The 17821-nt window shown below is 39.1% G+C and carries 15 protein-coding genes; 1 reads left to right on the forward strand and 14 read right to left on the reverse strand.

Annotated features, from left to right (window positions below):
• Window positions 1-30: 30 nt before the first annotated feature.
• The 11 genes from H9629_RS11610 to lldP all read right to left on the reverse strand — a co-directional run bounded on the left by H9629_RS11610 (window position 31) and on the right by lldP (window position 13462).
• Window positions 31-570: an amidohydrolase family protein gene (locus H9629_RS11610; RefSeq protein ID WP_191731126.1), complete on the reverse strand. Its 540-nt coding sequence runs from the start codon at window positions 568-570 to the stop codon at window positions 31-33.
• Between the two features lie 134 nt (window positions 571-704).
• Window positions 705-1652 carry an aldo/keto reductase gene (locus H9629_RS11615; RefSeq protein ID WP_191731127.1) on the reverse strand — a complete coding sequence of 316 codons (948 nt, stop codon included), beginning with the start codon at window positions 1650-1652 and terminating at the stop codon, window positions 705-707.
• Window positions 1653-2574: 922 nt separating this feature from the next.
• Complete coding sequence (locus H9629_RS11620) at window positions 2575-2901, reverse strand: chaperone modulator CbpM (protein ID WP_191731128.1); 327 nt, start codon at window positions 2899-2901, stop codon at window positions 2575-2577.
• Between the two features lie 11 nt (window positions 2902-2912).
• Window positions 2913-3836, reverse strand: coding sequence for a DnaJ C-terminal domain-containing protein (locus H9629_RS11625; RefSeq protein ID WP_064101623.1), 924 nt, complete (start codon window positions 3834-3836; stop codon window positions 2913-2915).
• Window positions 3837-4525: 689 nt separating this feature from the next.
• Entirely contained in the window at window positions 4526-6145 is a 1620-nt protein-coding gene (tnpC, locus tag H9629_RS11630) for an IS66 family transposase (protein ID WP_191731129.1), read from the reverse strand.
• 74 nt (window positions 6146-6219) lie between these two features.
• Window positions 6220-6555 carry an IS66 family insertion sequence element accessory protein TnpB gene (gene tnpB / locus H9629_RS11635; RefSeq protein WP_064101869.1) on the reverse strand — a complete coding sequence of 112 codons (336 nt, stop codon included), beginning with the start codon at window positions 6553-6555 and terminating at the stop codon, window positions 6220-6222.
• Window positions 6552-6980: an IS66-like element accessory protein TnpA gene (gene tnpA / locus H9629_RS11640; protein WP_004783683.1), complete on the reverse strand. Its 429-nt coding sequence runs from the start codon at window positions 6978-6980 to the stop codon at window positions 6552-6554. Before tnpA ends, tnpB begins: the two co-directional genes overlap by 4 nt.
• A 976-nt stretch (window positions 6981-7956) precedes the next feature.
• The gene (gene dld / locus H9629_RS11645; protein WP_191731130.1) at window positions 7957-9657 is read right to left on the reverse strand and encodes a D-lactate dehydrogenase; all 1701 of its coding nucleotides are present in this window, start codon (window positions 9655-9657) and stop codon (window positions 7957-7959) included.
• A 230-nt stretch (window positions 9658-9887) separates the two neighbouring features.
• The gene (lldD, locus tag H9629_RS11650) at window positions 9888-11033 is read right to left on the reverse strand and encodes an FMN-dependent L-lactate dehydrogenase LldD (protein ID WP_131270936.1); all 1146 of its coding nucleotides are present in this window, start codon (window positions 11031-11033) and stop codon (window positions 9888-9890) included.
• 3 nt (window positions 11034-11036) lie between these two features.
• Entirely contained in the window at window positions 11037-11780 is a 744-nt protein-coding gene (gene lldR / locus H9629_RS11655) for a transcriptional regulator LldR (RefSeq protein WP_131270937.1), read from the reverse strand.
• A gap of 17 nt (window positions 11781-11797) precedes the next feature.
• Window positions 11798-13462, reverse strand: a complete 1665-nt coding sequence (lldP, locus tag H9629_RS11660; RefSeq protein WP_191731131.1) for an L-lactate permease — start codon at window positions 13460-13462, stop codon at window positions 11798-11800.
• A gap of 423 nt (window positions 13463-13885) precedes the next feature.
• Here lldP and H9629_RS11665 point away from each other — a divergent pair, with 423 nt between their 5' ends.
• Window positions 13886-14617 carry a Fic family protein gene (locus tag H9629_RS11665; protein ID WP_191731132.1) on the forward strand — a complete coding sequence of 244 codons (732 nt, stop codon included), beginning with the start codon at window positions 13886-13888 and terminating at the stop codon, window positions 14615-14617.
• 18 nt (window positions 14618-14635) lie between these two features.
• On the opposite strand, the gene H9629_RS11670 is transcribed toward H9629_RS11665, so the two are convergent.
• From H9629_RS11670 to H9629_RS11680, 3 genes are all read right to left on the reverse strand, one after another.
• Complete coding sequence (locus H9629_RS11670; protein WP_180026869.1) at window positions 14636-14896, reverse strand: YkgJ family cysteine cluster protein; 261 nt, start codon at window positions 14894-14896, stop codon at window positions 14636-14638.
• Window positions 14893-16521, reverse strand: a complete 1629-nt coding sequence (locus tag H9629_RS11675) for a DNA repair protein (protein WP_191731133.1) — start codon at window positions 16519-16521, stop codon at window positions 14893-14895. The genes H9629_RS11670 and H9629_RS11675 overlap by 4 nt, the downstream gene beginning before the upstream one ends.
• Window positions 16522-16590: 69 nt before the next feature.
• Window positions 16591-17664 (reverse strand): chemotaxis protein, encoded by a 1074-nt coding sequence (locus H9629_RS11680; protein WP_114392420.1) that lies wholly within the window; start codon window positions 17662-17664, stop codon window positions 16591-16593.
• Window positions 17665-17821 lie beyond the last annotated feature (157 nt).

Genomic DNA, 17821 nt, shown 5'->3' on the forward strand with positions numbered 1-17821 from the left:
GTTTTAGGTGCAGGCTTCTTCATCTGGAAATTATATTGCTAAAGAAGCCCTCAAGAATAGCTTTGTGCAACAAAGCCGGTTGAAATCGGGATGGTCAATAAAATGGGATGAAGGCCGCCCATTGAGCAGAGCACCCTTGAAACCTAATTCTTTGACCGTTCGCTCCAGCTCTTTTTCGGCCTCATCCGGCTGAGCCCAAGGGAGCGTTGCGAATGCCGCAAACCGGTCGGGATGAGCATTCACTGCTCGAGCAAGGCGGTCATTCGCGGCGTGGCTTAAATTTACCGCTTCAGCAGCAGGTGCCAAATGAGGAAATCCGCCAACAGAAAGAACCTGCATTGTAATCCCAGCTTGATCCATATCCGCCAGACGTCCGCTACCTAGGTCTGAACCTTTTAAATTTATTAGATCATTTTTCTCAATTTGAGGACGGCTTCGATCCGGAGAATTACCATCTGTAACCGTCTTTGCCCAGTCAAGCAGAAATGGAGCCTGTGCAAGCGCGACAGCCATGGACGCTTTAGCAAATGCCTTATCGAGATAGTGTTCTTCCAGACAAATTATTTTCATTTTTTTCTCGCAAGTGATACAGATGACGCCAACTTGTTTCTGCTGATGTCTTTCATACAAAGGGCCAACACAACCATCAACTGAATATGGTTAAAAGTCTACTCAAAGGGACCTCTTTGCTGGCATCAGACCTGTTAAATCATCGGTTTTTCCCAGGCACCTCGGGTATCCACGCCTGTTGCTTTAGCCAACTCCTCCAGAGTGACCATTTCGTCAGCGCTAAGCTGAATCTCTGCTGCTCTGGCAGCATCTGTAACATGATCAACTTTGGTTACGCCGATGATGGGGAGCGTTCCCTTTGCAATTGCCCAGGCAATGGCAATCTGGGCCACGCTGGCATTTCTTTTATCTCCCATTTCCTTCATTGCAGCAGTGAGTTTTTCCAGCTGCGGTAAAACATTGTTATAGGTTTCAGCGCGGTCACTACCTGCAGGCATAGGATGTTGCGAGTCATAACGACCACTGAGAGCACCTTGCTCGAGCACCATATAGGCAAAAAAGGTCATATTGTTTTGATGGCAATATTCGAGAATCCCGGCTTCTTCCGAGGAACGATAGAGCATACTGTAGTGATTCTGAACTGCACTGACCGAAAAACCGGCTGGCTTTAAAATCTCGTTTACACGACTTATTTGTTTCAAGCTGTGATTTGAAACACCGACCTGCTTTACCTTGCCACTCTGTAAAAGTGGAATCAGACCTGGCGTCCATCGCTCTACATCGGCAGGATTGTGTATCCAATAAATATCAATATCTTGCACACCCAGACGCTCAAGGCTGGCATTGAGCATCGCACTTACGGGTTCAGCTGACTGTTCATCTGCAATTTGCGGCGTAAACTTGGTTGATATAATGATATCTTCGCGCGGATATTGAGGAATCAGCCTACCCAGCGCCGTTTCGGAACTTCCCATCCCGTAAACGGAGGCCGTGTCCCATAAATTCAGCCCTTGCTGCATAGCCTTGCTGAAGATCTCGGCCATCTGGCTATCAGAAAGGTGATTGCCAAATACGGTATCTCCTCCTGCAAATCCTGTTCCCCAGGACCAGGTGCCCAATGCTACTTTCGGTAATTTTTTCATTTTCTACTCCTAAAACAGCCGGTGAAGTCATTCAGTATCCAGCCAAATGAGAGTCAATAAAGAAAAGAATCTGTTGAAGAATTAGATGTTTTTTACAAGATAAATGCCGTTGCAATATACTTAGTAAAGTACTCTCTCATAAAAAAGAAACTTACGATCCTGAACTTGCTCTCTCTTCTTTTTATAGATACATTTCACCTCTTTCCGACAAAAAATTATGCCCGGCCACATCCAGAGATTATGCGGATTTCAAGGCTATATGACTTCCCGAATCAGGCTAACTGCATATTTTTTCGGGTAATGTCTGAGTCCAAATAATCCAGATGCAAAATTGCCCTTTATCTTTTGAGGCTATAAGTCAAAAAAACCCGTCATGAACAGCAGACATAATCACATTAAACGCTTATAGGGCATGGATCTTAAGGCTAGAGTTGTTAATAATCTTGAGTTTTTGTAAAGCAAAAATAAGGGGAAATTAGATCAAATATATTTAACTATTTTTAATAAAGAATTAGACACGAAAGCTATATTGCAGAAGCTATAAGAAAGATTTTCGATTATTATTAATTATACGAGATCATGCTAATTTATACTGTGAATGTTTCCTTATCTGAGCAACCAAAAAGATGATTAAAAAAATGTTATGAAATATTCAAGTCTCAGTTATTTGGTAAGTTTTGCAGTTAAAAGGGATTCATAATAATTGTTATTATTCTGACTATATTCCAATTAGTACCACCCAGCATTTTATTAATAGAACTACAATTTAAAAAAGATAATATCATTTATCCAAAATTAAGAGACATTTCAAAAATGCATGCTGATTATATTTTAATTTTCGAGTTTTAAACCTTAGCTATAGAATAATGATTAAATATTGAGTTAAGCTCTAATTGCTAGAGATAAACCCAATATTTTAAATCTATCCCTGATATTTAGTTATACGTCGAAGTTGCTCTAATTCTTCGATTAAATCCAGCATCATGGCCACAGCAGTAAAACTTGCATCAAAATCACGCTGTAAACGATACGCTTTTTGTGCACGTGACACATCATCTACTAAAAAATATAAATCTGATGCATTTAAGCGATGTGGCAAAATATCGTATTCAATCAGTTGTAGAACCCATTCAGGACTTTGACCACAGACTTGAGCAAAACTATTTAAATCATAATGTTGTTGTTCATCTAAAACTTCTACCTGCTGGATATCTTCTAAGACCACCTCATAATATTTAACTGTTGTCATAATTTTACTCCTTATGATGATCTCGGCTTAAAGTTTGAAAATGCTGCTGCAAATGCTTCATAAGCCTGTTTTTGTTGCTCAGTTTGCGCATCTGGTTGCACAATATCGAGGATCAGGAATAAATGCCCTGGATCTTTCGCAGGAATACCCTGATTTTTTAAACGTAATTGTTGACCTGTTTTTGCATTTTTAGGAATCTGAATATTGAGTTGTTTGCCATTGGGTAAACTTGCCATAATGGATTGTCCAAGTGCTGCTTCCCATGGACTAATCTTCAGATGATGATAGACATCCGCGTTTTCAACATAAGTTGAATCTGTAGCTTTATATTGGATTTCAATATACAGATCGCCATTTTCACCACCATGAATACCCGGTTGTCCTTGTCCTGTTAAACGGATTTTTTGGCCTGCTTTCATGCCTTTTGGAATTTTAACTTTTAAGACTTTACGCTGTACTTCTGCTTGCCCATATGCATTGATAGTGGGAATCTGTAATGTGACATTTTGAGTTGCGCCATGGAATGCAACATCCAGATCTACTTCTAGAGTCGCATGTTGATCATCCCCTTTATAGGATGCTCGACCTTGATAACGCTGTTCATTAAAACCACCAAAACCACCGCCAAAGCGACCAAACAAGTCCTCAAACCCTGAAAAATCCTGCCCGCCCATATTGGAATAATATTGATGACTATTCCCACCTTGGCTACGGCTACTCTGTGGATGGTCTAATTCAAAATCATATTCTGCTTTTTTTTCTTCATTACTTAACACATCGTAGGCAACATTTACTTCTTGCATACGCTCTTGAGCATCAGCTTCTTTACTGACATCTGGATGATATTTTCTTGCAAGTTTACGATAAGCTTTTTTAATTTGCTCATCAGTTGCATCTCGAGATACACCTAATATTTCATAATAATTCTTGGCCATATCTACTCTATTTTATTGTTTATGTTTTAATCATTATTCAAATTTTTTAAAGATAAAAAAACCTTTTAAGGATTTTTCTTGTTATAAATTATTTCGTTGCACACAAAAAATAACACATTAAAATTATAGCATAATATAGTTTTTCTGATGACAGCTGCTATAGCTGATTACTTAATGGATTATCATAATAAAAAATATTATAAAATAGCCTCTTACCCATAGGTATATCTGTACTCATGATTTTAAAATCATGCTAGATTTCTGCACAAGTGGAAACAATACCCGATAAAAAAACTTCTGCAGCCGCTTCTTTAACCTGTTGGGCAGATCTGGTTACTCGCTAAGGCTTATTAAAATCGTGGAACATTCGATACAAAGTATCGTCCTCAGTCACGATCTATCCTATCCCGATAGATCGTTATATCTACTTTATACTTAAATGTAGATCTACCATCCGATTTCGTTGATACACAGACATATAGATCAGCTTAAGCCTGGATATATAAACTTCAATAAATTTTTGGCAGAGAAACTTATAGAATAAATACAGAACCTTATCTTTATAAAGCAGGATCTCCAAATAACTACCCATAAAAAAGAGTCCATATAAGACTCTTTTTTAATTCAGAAACAGATTTTAAATATTGATATGAATTTCGTAAGCGTCCGCTGAATCCCATGCCTATTTTTTAATTTTGGTCGGATTTCCAGCGGTGTGGCAGTAATTCTTCTATTTGGGTGACTTTATGCGTCGGCAGCCTTTTCAGCACATCACTTAAATAGGCATACGGATCCAGTCCATTCAGCTTTGCTGACTGGATTAAAGTCATAATATTGGCAGCTCGTTGGCCGCTGCGCAGCGAGCCAGCAAATAGCCAGTTCTTACGTCCCAACGCCCAGGGGCGCATCTGATTTTCAATCCCTTGCGCAGCAATGCTGCTCATATCTATAGGCAAATTGCCATCATCCAGATAGCGGCAGAGTGCCTGCCAACGTTTTAGGCTGTAATTGATCGCCTTGGCAGTTGGAGAACTCGATGGCACCGCCAGATAATGTTGGTTGAGCCATTCATACAGTTGTTGCATCACCGGTTGGCTATGCTGTTGCCGGTATTCGCGGCGATGTTCTGCTGTACCATCGGTCTTTTTCCTGAGTTCTGCTTCTATGGCATACAGTTTCTGAATCAGCACTAATGCCTGTTCAGCGATCTGACTTTTCCCGGTCACATGCAGTTCATGGAATTTACGACGTGCATGTGCCATGCAGCCCACCTCAATGACCTGGCCTGATTTAAAGCGTGCTTTATAACCACTGTAATCATCACAGACCAGATGACCCTGCCAGCCATTCAGGAACGCTTCAGCATGCTGACCTGAACGACTATCCTGAAAGTCATAGATCACTGCCTGAACTGGATTGTACTGTGTAGTGGCATAGGCCCAGACATAACCTTTCTTCGGTTTTTTCTCATCATCACCCATCCGCATGATGGTGACCGGCGTTTCATCGGCATGGATCACCCGCTGTTGCAGCACCACCTGTTTTAAGGCATTGGCCAGAGGTTCCAGTTCCACACCGCAGCGACCAATCCAGTCAGATAAAGTAGATCTGGACAGATCAATGCCCGCCCGCTGATAGATCAGGCGCTGACGGTACAGCGGCAAATGATCGGCATACTTCGATACCAGCACATGGCTGAGCAATTCAGGTGAAGCAATGCCTTTATCAATCACATAGGCAGGCATCGCTTGCTGAGTCAGAGTGTCGCACTGATCACAGACCCATTTGCCACGGACATGCTGTTCCTTGTAGAACTGTGCCGGTCTGAAATGCAGTTTTTCACTGATATCTTCGCCGATACGACGTAACTGGCAGCCACAACTGCATTGGGTTGATGCAGGTTCATGCTCAATACGGATGGTGTGTAGATGATCTGGCAGCAGTCGACGTTTAGGTTTGTTGACTGTGGCTTTCTGTGTCGCTGCATCAGTTTTATCTGCATTTAATCGTTCTAATTCTAGATCAACGGCTGCGATATCCTCTTCGACCGCTTCGTCCCATAGATGGATTTGTTTTGCGTTGAGATGTTCGTTTTTACTGCCGAATTTATGCTTTTTAAACAGCGCCAGTTCATGCTCGTATTTTTGATTGAGAATAGAAAGATGCTGAACTTTGGCATCCAATTGCTGGTTTAATTTTTCTAATTCTTGATTTGATTGTGCCAGAGACTGATGCTGCGTCGCCAACTGCCGGGTAAATTCCAGCAGTTGTTCATGGGTCAGTTGGCTTAAATCAGGCAGCATTTTCATGACCGCAGTATGCCTGAGGTCATGACGCAGAGGAAATAGAACGTTTGGAGAATAGCACAATGTAGCAGCCTAGTTTAGAGCATTGTTACCACTTGCTGTCGTCCAATGCGCTGCCAGGGCAAACCCTGAATGAGTGCCTGTAACTGTTCTGGACTGAGAGCTACGTTTTCACCCTGGTGAACTTTGGCCCAGTGGAATTTTCCCTGTTCCAGCCGCCTGGCACACAGCCAGATGCCCAGTCCATCATGTACCAGCACTTTCATACGATGGCCACGTTTATTACAGAACAGGTAGGCGCAATGCGGTTTGATTGAGCCAAAGGCTTTTATAATCTGCGCCATGGCCGTATCCATACCCGCACGCATGTCCATGGGCTGGGTAGACAACCAGATTTCATCGATACGGATCATTTGATCAAGCCCTGAAGTAAAAGCAGTAATTCAGTTGCAGACTCCACCGGCCATTCGATTTCGATCATCTGATCCCTTACGGAACCTTGTTCATCATGTAATGGAATCCTGATATGAGCGGTAGCTTTCTTCTCTGGCACAGGTGGCGGAGGTGCTTCTTGTTTGACTGGCGTCGGGTGAAGAATGACGGGAAGGAAGTCGGTCTGTGGAATGGATGAGATTGTTAATGATGGAACCATTGATCTGGACTGACGAATCCATTTATGCAACAGATTGGCATTGATCTGATGTTGCATTGCGACCTTAGCCACCGATGTATCTGGCTGCTGGCATTGCTGAATAAGTTGATGTTTAAATTCAGCCGTGAAGGTTCGACGGGGCTTTTTTAGCGTTGGTGCAGTGTCTATAACTGTCTTTAAATCCATAAATAGGTGTCCACTTAAATTTTAGTGGACACTATCGCGGTATTAATGAGTTAGAAAAAGTGGGGCTCAGCGGACGCTTACTGAATTTCTACAGATCGTGTTGAATAAACTCCAATTCAAACGAATATTCAAAATTAAGACTTATGCATAACTCCAGAATTAAGAAATGGCTTATAGGGCGTATCGAAGTCATTGCATCTGCTCAATAGTGCAGAAGTTATAAAGGTCAAAAAGAAAGTAGAGTCTAAGCAGCATCAGTTGAATCAACTGTATAACATACTAATTTTTAATATATTAAGAAAATTTTTACCTATTTTTACCTATACAAAGCAAAAATGGGGTCACACAGCGTAGGACAGAGTCGGACAATACAGCCAATAAAAAAGCCTTTAAACATTGAGTTTAAAGGCTTTTTTAGATTCCGATGGATTACTTCGGAAAGAATTTTGGTGGAGGTGGCGTCAATTGAACTCAAACACTAACTACTTAATTTCAAATATATTTTAATGAATAAAAAAATTCATTGACCCAATTTTGACCCAAATTAGATTTAGTGTATTGATTCACCTTCAAATCTTGTTCAAATCCAAATTCAGGATTTGAAATGGCACACTGAATTATACTAACATTGAGCGCACTATAAAATACTATGTTATAACATATTGTTTTTTTGATGTATTATTCTTTTAGACATATACAGGGACAAGGCAATGTTTGAAATCATTGATGATTTAAAAAATAAATTAAATCAATATCATTCAGTTTATTAAAAGGGTAATACAATTTAATGACGAGTAGAGTCCGTAGTATGAAGGGCTTTTTAAGTGGTATCTGTGCATCTCTATATGCTCTCACAATAAGCCAACCATTCAGATTAAGAAATCATTGGCTTAAATGGGTTTAGGGTTATATATCCTAGATACCGTTATTTTAGGCTGTTTATTACCAATATACGATGCATTAAAAATATTTTCTGTTACTTCCAATTTTTAAGCTTAGATGTCTGTCCAATACCGACATTAAAACTGTTGGTTGGATCAAGTTTTTCATAATGATTTTTCAGCGCAGGCTTAGCCACATATAAATGTCCAACGTTATGCTCTGCTGGATACTCAGCGCCACGGCTATCTAACAAACGCCACATTGCATGTTCCATAGCTAAAGGATCAACATCTTTTTTAACAATGTAATCTTGGTGGAATACATGACATAAAAAATGTCCATAATACAGTTTATGTAAAATCTGCTCATCCATTTCTTTAGGTAAAGTTTCTACCCATTCACGATCATTACGGCGAAGTGCAATATCCAATGCAACAATATCTTCAACTTCTGATCGGTGCGTATCTCGATAACGAATTGCAGCACCTGCGACCGCAAAACGATGTAAAAATGCTTTCCGCCCTTCATCTTCATCACAAAGGAAATAATCACCAGTTTCGTGATGATCAAAGTAGCTTTCTAAAAATGCCTCTACCGCAGCAACATCTTGATCTTCAATACGTAGTACCAAATGATGCTCATATAAATTTCGAAATGCATTCATACGCTTCGGCAAGTGTGACGGTAGAAATTTTGTCAGCAATTGCAGAAATTTATCAGAAAGACCTCGCATTTTCATTTTTTCAAGATAACCATCTATTTTATCTTTCATCGCAAACGCAGCAGGCACTTTGGCTGTACCGAACTTCTCGATAAACATAAAAGTATCCTTACCATATTCAGCACCAATGTCATAAGCAACACGATGAATATACTCACCAGCAATAGGAATACGCGGCAAATCTTTCAGTAAAAAACGACGGATTTTGGTTAAATCTTCTTGGTGATTACTCCCCACATAAAACACTTGGCTTGAAATTCTCTCAAACGTATCTAAACGCACTGCAAACACACAGACTTTACCCGCTGAGCCCGATGCTTCGAATAAACGGGATGGATCAGCATTAAAACGTGCCGGCGTGTTTTCATCAATTTTCGCCACATCTTTAATATAACCATGGTCTGATGCACAGCACTGACTCTCATTTTCGATGTCGGCAATTTGATATTTTTGTTGTTCCAAATTCGATAAGATTTCCTCAGAAGAATGACCCAAATTCACACCTAAATGATTGACTAATTCAAGCGAGCCTTGATCATTCACTCTCGCATATAATGCAAGTTCTGTGTACGCAGGCCCACGACGCACCAATGCTCCACCGGAATTATTACATACGCCGCCTAAAACTGAAGCACCGATACAAGATGAACCAATGACTGAATGAGGTTCACGATTAAAAACTGCTAATTCTTTTTCTAAACGATCCAAAGTCGCACCTGGTAAACAAATGACTTGCTTACCTTCATTGATTACTTGAATTCCCCTTAGACGACGGGTACTCATTAATAATACTGGACGATCATAATCATCGCCAAATGGAGTTGAGCCACCTGTGAGTCCTGTATTAGCGGCTTGCATGATTACGATACAACCAGCATCTACCGCTATTTCAAGCACTTTCCATTGTTCGACCAATGTCCCAGGAACAACGACAGCTAAGACGTTTCCTGTACCGTAACGGCGGCCTTGGCGATACAAACGAGTATCTTTCTCATGAGTCAGCACATTGTTTTTACCAACAATATCAATTAGTTTTTGAATAGTCTGTTGAGAAGAGGATTGAGTGTTTATCATTTTTAAGTCTTCTATTTTATAAATGCCCAAATAATATAATTTTCTCTCCCAGGTATCTTTTAAAACACGGCTTTAAAATTCAGCACAAGTGAAGATTAGAAGAGATTCTTTATAATCCATCGAAGCCCCTTTTTCAAAAGGAAGCTTTGTTTACCTGAATTATTCGGATAAGAATCTCTTTCTTTAAAGGAACGTTGGTAAAGATTTACTAATGTGAGTAATTAAATGGCTTATTCTTTCTCTAACTTGACCAAGCAATCCGATGTAATATCTGCAATGGTTCTTGCGCCAGTCAATGTCATTGCTACACGCATTTCTTTCTCAATCAAATCTAGTAAATTACTTACCCCAGCACCGCCGGCAGCACCAAGTGCGTATACAAATGCACGACCAAGCATGCAAATATCTGCACCCATAGCCAACATACGTACCACATCAAGACCGTTACGAATCCCTGAATCTGCTAAAATTTTGATATCACCTTTGACCGCACTTGCAATTGAAGGAAGCGCACGAGCAGAAGACAAAACACCATCAAGCTGGCGACCACCGTGATTGGAGACCACAATTCCATCTGCGCCAAAACGTACTGCATCCTTGGCATCTTCAGGGTCTAAAATCCCCTTAATAACCATGGGACCCTCCCAATAATCACGAATCCACTCAAGATCTTTCCACGAAATTGAAGGGTCAAAGTTATTGCCCAGCCAACCGATATAATCTTCCAGACCTGTCGGCTTACCTAAATATTTCGAAATGTTACCTAAATCATGCGGACGACCCAATAAACCGACATTCCAAGCCCAGTGTGGGTGCATACACGATTGCATATAACGACGCATTGCAGCATTTTTACCACTCATTCCTGAATGTGCATCACGGTAACGCGCACCTGGAACGGGCATATCGACTGTGAATACTAAGGTAGAACAGCCTGCGGCTTTAGCACGTTCCAAGGCATTTTTCATAAATCCACGGTCACGTAGTACATACAGTTGAAACCACATTGGACGTTGAATCGCAGGTGCCACTTCTTCAATCGGACAAACTGAAACTGTTGATAAGGTAAATGGAATGCCCTTTTTATCTGCGGCAACCGCGGCTTGAACTTCACCACGACACGCATACATACCCGTTAGACCTACAGGTGACAATGCAACTGGCAACGCCAAATTTTCACCAAACAATTGCGTTTCTAAGCTCAGCTCAGACATGTCATTTAACACACGTTGACGTAAAGCGATTTTTGATAAATCTTCTACATTACGCTTTAAGGTATATTCCGCATAGGCGCCACCATCAATGTATTCAAATAAAAATGGCGGTAAACGACGTTTCGCAGCTTCACGATAGTCATTTGCAGAAGAAATAATCATAACTTATGTCCTATTTAATCGACTCGAACGTTGACGACGAGCTTCTTCTTCATCGATCATACGTACGCGTTGAACAACAAATTCAATATGCCCACAAGCTGCCTTACGTGCAGTCTCTGAGTCTTGACGTTCAATTGCGTCCATCACCTCAAAGTGCTGGTCATGCAATTGTTCAAAATGTTGTGGTGTAGTGTAGACTTTACGTCGCCCTAACATCACGTTGTCTTGCAATAAATCAAACAAACTACGCATCATTTGGATCAGCACTAGATTGTGGGATGCTTCTGCAATCGCCAGATGAAACTTCGCATCCGCTATTGCTGCGTGGGCATCATCACCTAAAGCCTGAAAATGGCTAATCTGCTCAAAACATTGACGAATATTAATCAAATCACTGGGTGTGGCACGTTGTGCGGCATACCATGCTGTACCACCTTCAAGCACCATACGAGCTTCTTGTACATCAAAACGATATTCAGGATCTTGATCCATCAAACCGGATAATGGCTCAACGATTTGATGCTGTGACCAATGTGCAGGCAACTGCTTTAAATAGGTGCCTGCACCCGCTTTGCTCTGAATAATCCCTGCGGTAATCAGCTGTTGAATCGCCTCACGTAAAGAGCTACGAGACACACCCAACTGCTCACAGAGTTGGCGTTCAGCAGGCAATCGCTCTCCGACTTGCACATTATTTTTTTCAATCAATAGACGTAAACGCTGTACCACTTTGTCGGAGACTTTCATTTTTTTCCTTGACCCGTTTACGGAATCATCCACGGGAAAACATAAGCTTGTAAGGTCACAATAATACCAATCATCACCGTAAAGATAATGCTGTGTTTTACTGTAAATCTAAATAAATCAGATTCTTTACCAACTAAACCCACTGCCGCACAAGCAATCGCAATTGATTGAGGGGAAATCATCTTACCTGTTACCCCACCACTGGTATTGGCAGCAACTAACAAGACTTCAGGCACACCGATTTGCTGTGCTGTAGTTGCTTGTAACGCTGAAAACAATGCGTTAGCTGAAGTATCTGAACCTGTAAGAAACACCCCAACCCAACCCAAGAATGGTGAGAAGAAGGTGAAAGCCTGACCCGTATGTGCCAGTGCTAAAGCAAGCGTTGCTGACAGACCTGAATAGTTTGCAATGAAGGCAAAAGCCAGCACCATACCAATCGAATAAATTGGTGTTTTTAGTTCATTCACGGTTTCAAAGAATGTCGAAACTGCCTCTTTAGGTTTCATTTTTAAATAAATAATCGTGATCAATGCCGCCAACATAATCGCCGTACCCGTTGCTGATAACCAATCAAACTTATAAATCGCATCATAATCTTTAATTTCAGGCACGACAGGCGGTAGCTTTTGAATCAATTGATGCAAATACGGCACTTTAATTGAAACTACTAAATCACTTAGTGCGCCGTCCTTAACAAATAAATCTTTAAAAGGTTTGATGCTCCAGACCGTCACCATTGCTGTAAGTATCAAAAATGGAGACCAGGCTTTGGCTATCTGCCCCACACTGTATTGCTTACGAACTTGCTCAACAATGGTTTCATCTACTTGTAAATCCTTATCCTGAAAACGAAAAATATGTTTTGGCTTCCAGTACTTAAGTAAGATTGTCAAACTAACCAATGCTGCAATTGCAGCAGTAATATCGGGTAACTCAGGACCAACAAAATTTGATGTCAAATATTGCGCTAAAGAAAAAGATAAGCTGGCAACTAAAATAGCAGGCCAAGTTTCTTTAACCCCACGCCAGCCATCCATGATTGCCATGATCCAGATCAATACAATTGGCACCATAAAGGGTAACTGACGACCCACCATTTGACTGATTTCCATGGTGTCAACACCTGAAACCTGCCCAGCGACAATGATCGGAATTCCCATTGCACCAAAAGCAACAGGTGCAGTGTTAACTATCAGGCATAGCCCAGCCGCATATAAAGGCTTAAAACCGAGTCCCACCAACAGTGCCGCAGTAATTGCGACGGGTGCACCAAAACCTGCCGCACCTTCTAAAAACGTACCAAAAGCAAACCCAACTAATAGCATTTGCAGACGTTGATCTTCTGTGATTGAAAGAATAGAGGAACGAATAACATCAAACTGCCCTGTTTTTACTGAAATCTTATATATAAAAACTGCACCGATAATAATCCATGCAATTGGCCACAGTCCGTAGAAGAATCCATAGACCATTGATGCCAATGCCATTCCGATTGGCATTTTGTATAAAAATAATGAGACCAGAAAGGCTAAAAAAACGGTAATTGTCGCGGCTACACTACCCTTCATACGAAAAATAGCCAATGCCAAAAAAAAGAAAACAATTGGAACTAGCGCTATTGCACTCGAAATCCAGATATTGCCCATGGGATCATAAATTTGTTGCCACTGTTGAAGCATTGTCTACTCCTTGAAATGCTTAACTACTAGATTGAACAGTTTATTATACTTATACACCAAACTGGTATGACCAATTTAGTAATTAAGAGATAAAATGTATATTTTATATTAGAAATATTAGCCTAAAAACGCAATAGACAAGCTTTAATTTATTTTTTGGTATGACCAATTTTACAATCTATTAAAATCTTATACATTATTAAAAACTTAAGCAATACATGGTTTTGTTGCACAAACCTATTCTTGAAAGCTTATTCAGCAATATAATTCCCAAATGAATAAGCCTATACCTAAAATCTACCGGACAACGAAAGGCTAACCTACTACTTTTACAGTCAATACAAAATGTAATGTTATATCACTACATTTCTGATATTTCTTTTTTCATGTATTATCGACTAAGACAAATTCAGGGATAAGGTTATGTTTGAAAATATTGATGATTTAAAGAAAAAATTAGATCAACATCGCCCTCTTTCTCCATCAATTGTCAAAAATTTACAAGAAGATCTTATTGTCCGTTGGACCTATCATTCGAATGCAATTGAAGGCAATACACTCACCCTGCTAGAAACTAAAGTAGTACTCGAAGGTATTACTGTTGGTGGAAAGGCATTAAGAGAACACTTCGAAGCGATCAACCATAGAAATGCAATTTACTATGTTGAAGATATCATTCGGAAAGAGGAGCCTTTTTCTGAATGGCAAATTCGTAATATCCATCAGCTTATCTTAAAGAATATTGATGATGATAATGCTGGCCGCTATCGTCAACAAAATGTCCTAATCTCTGGTGCTACATCTACCCCACCTGATTACACATTATTAAATGAAAAGATGGCTCAGTTAGTTGATTGGTATAATTCAGAGGCACATAAGCTTCACCCCATTGAACGTGGAGCTAAAGTACATGCTGATTTTGTAGGTATCCATCCATTCATTGATGGCAATGGCCGTACATCACGTCTATTGATGAATCTCGAATTGCTTAAAGCTGGTTATCCACCTTGCGTCATCACAGTTGAAAACCGACTGGCCTACTATGAAGCCCTAGATCAATGGATGGCTTATGGAAAGACTGAAGCTTTTATCCAATTAGTTTCCGATGCTGTACTAGAAGGATTTAAACCATATCAAGTAGTTTTAGGAATTTAAAATTATATAATCGATTAATCATTCAAGTTGGTCCAACTGCTCACAAGCGATCAAATTAAGATGTACAAATTGTTCCCAAGAAATTTTTTGTTTAAAGTGTTGCTCATAATAGGTATCAACTCGACATACTTCCGGACGATTTTCATAGATTGTACATAAATGAGATGTTAGATCGTGGTAACGGCAAATGCCGTCACCACGATCTAAAAAATCAGTTTGGTTTGATAAATTAACATGCCTGCAACAGGCTCCGCACTGAGTGCATGGAAAAGCAATCAATTTTTAGCCAACCCTAATAACCAGCTTCGAGTACTTTCTGAATTTCCCATTTCAAATGGTAATTTAATTTCTTGCTTTTCTATTTCTTTCTTTAGAACTATATTGCGCTCTAATTCAGAATTAGCACTGTTTAGTTGTTCTGTAAATACAGAAATCTCATCAATATTTAAGCCAAATTCTAATTGCGTCAATTGTAGAATATATTGGTCTAACTCTTTATTGATCTCTCTAAAGTTATCTAGTATTTTTTCATATTTTGTTTTTACCTGATCTAAATATGACCAGAATTTTTGCATTATTTCACTTTGCTCAATGAAATAATTTAAAGCCAAAATTACAATACCACTTGTCAAAGCGCTAGCGAAGTCAACAACTAAATTTCCTAAAGGCATTGAGTTAAGAGCAGCTAAACCTTCATGCATAAGCATACCTACGATTATGCCAATACTTGCTGAAAGAATTTTAAAAGTGGCTTTAGTTAACTCACCAGTCGATAAGTTCTCTGGATTAAAGAATGCCATCTTCATGACTTTGATCAAATTTAACCAGGTCTCTCTTATAATTTTCCCCCAAAACTTTGTTGTTGTAAGAAAAATATTTAATACCGTTGTAGAAAGACTTGCAAAAACACCTGAAATTGTTGCATCCCGAAAACTAGAAACTACATCCTTAAACCGCTGCTTTACACGTTCAATAATATTTAAAACCGTATCTTTTAAATCATCTAAAAAGTTTTTAATTCTAAATTCAACTATTTTATACTTCACGTATATAGAAGGAATTACCGCTTTTATTTCAAACCAAATTTCAGCAAGTATAAGTCCTAATGTCTCCCTTAAACCCATTTTTAAACCAGCAATCCCTGCTGATGTTAAGCTTGCCTTAAAAAACTTAGTACTTTGATAATAACTATTTATCTGCTTCTCAGTTTCAGCTCTTGCCTTTTCATCAACTTTTTTCATGGATTCACTATCAACTTGTTTAAGCTCATCCAATGATTGCTGTTTTTTTCTAATTTTATCTTGAACTTGCTGAAACTCATGCCGTTCTTGAGGTGTAGATTGTGGCATTCCATGAAGCTTCTGATTTAACTTACTTAATTCAATTTCACGATTATTAATTGTTTCGGGTAAATTATTTAAAAATTTATCAACAGAATGCTGTTTTTTAGTTCTATTTATACTGCTAGCCGTTGACGATAAATTTGAGTCTTGATTAGCTAATGCTACTCCATCCAGTCCAGCTAGCATTCTTCCAGCATCATTATGAATCTCATGCGCCGATATAATATGATCCAAATCACGGTTTTGGCCTTTTGATAGATTTTTATCTTTACGATATTTATCTTTCAAAGTCCCATTTTCTTGCGCTTGTTTATCATTCCGCCCTTTCTGAATATAATTATGATGTTGATGATAAGCAGCCGAATCATATTTTTCACGATTTTCATACTTTATCTTTTCCGCTTCTGTTGCCCATATGTCTTGTCTGACATTTTGAATCGTATCAACATCTCCACCTTTTTTATCTTCAAATAATAAAAAATCAAGACCAAAGGTAGTCACTAAACTTTTAGTGACAACTTGGTTAATTTCATCTGACCAATCAAATGTTTTTGATGACATATCTGTTCCTAATATAAGAACTCCTCCTGTGTTGACAGGAGGAGTCCTTAATACTTTAAAATTATGTTATTAACGCTTAAAACCTTCATGGGTTTCTTTTAAAACTTTCTCAAGACCTTGATGATCAAGTACTTGCATACCATGCTCGTCTACAAGAATTTCTGCATTACCATCTTTGTCTAAAATAGGCTTACCTTTATTATCTTGTTTTACCTTGAATAGCGGCGTAGAAATCATTTTTGCCATAATTGCAGCTAAACTTGTACCATTTTCAATGCATGTAATCGTCTCTTCCGAAATGCTATGTATTTTTTCCTGATTACCCTCTTTTAGTATTTGATTAATCTCTTTTAGCTTTTCAAAATACAAATTGAAGACGCTATATATTTTAGTTAATTCATTATAAATTCGGTCTGCATAAGATTGGACTCGCAATAACTGCTCTTGTGCAATCTCCATTTTTGTAACAGCTTGGTCAACTTCGTAACGGATATCTCTTGCTTTATCTAGCGCTTTAGAACCATGAATCGCATAAGCAATACCAGCTACAGCTAATACAGGAGCAACAACTGCGCCTCCTAGCACCATAGCACCACCAGCCATTCCCCAACCGCCAGCAGCTAATGAACCACCACCAATAGCCGCCATAGTAGCATTATATGCAGCGACACCAGATAAAGATGCTATAGATGTCCCTGTAGATGCGGCTCCAAGAGCCATAACGCCACCGTATACAGCAAATCCCGCTGCTGCTCCCGAAACACCACCACCAACAACAGTTTTCAAATAGTCAGTTGCTGTAATAGCAACTTCCTTTATTTGATTTAATTTATGCTGGGGAATTTGAATTTTTGTATCGCTATATTTTTGAAAATTATTATTTTTTAAAATTTCTTCTACTAAACGATCAAACTTATCAAAATCTGAACCTATTTTGAGCTCTAACTCGCCTAAGCTTTCTAATGACTGACTGGTTTTATTATTTACTTCGTCAAGAGCTTCCTTATGCTTTTTATAAATATTTTTTGAGCGTTCAATAATATCATCTGCAAGACTTTTGTCTTGATGACCATCATAAGCTTTTTTAGCTCCAACCGCTGTCGCTGCAACGGCAGCCCCAATTAAAATTAATGGTAATGGCATGGTTTCCTCTCAATTACTACTAAGTAATTATTTTTAATAATGACTAAAAATATGAATTTATTTTAGAGCAGGATGATGCAACTTAATTAACTTTTAAATTCTCATAAATGAGTTCAAATTAATAAATGATTACCTACTCTAAAAAAGATAAAAATCT

Origin of the sequence: Acinetobacter pecorum (assembly GCF_014837015.1) — a bacterium.
Taxonomy (GTDB): domain Bacteria; phylum Pseudomonadota; class Gammaproteobacteria; order Pseudomonadales; family Moraxellaceae; genus Acinetobacter; species Acinetobacter pecorum.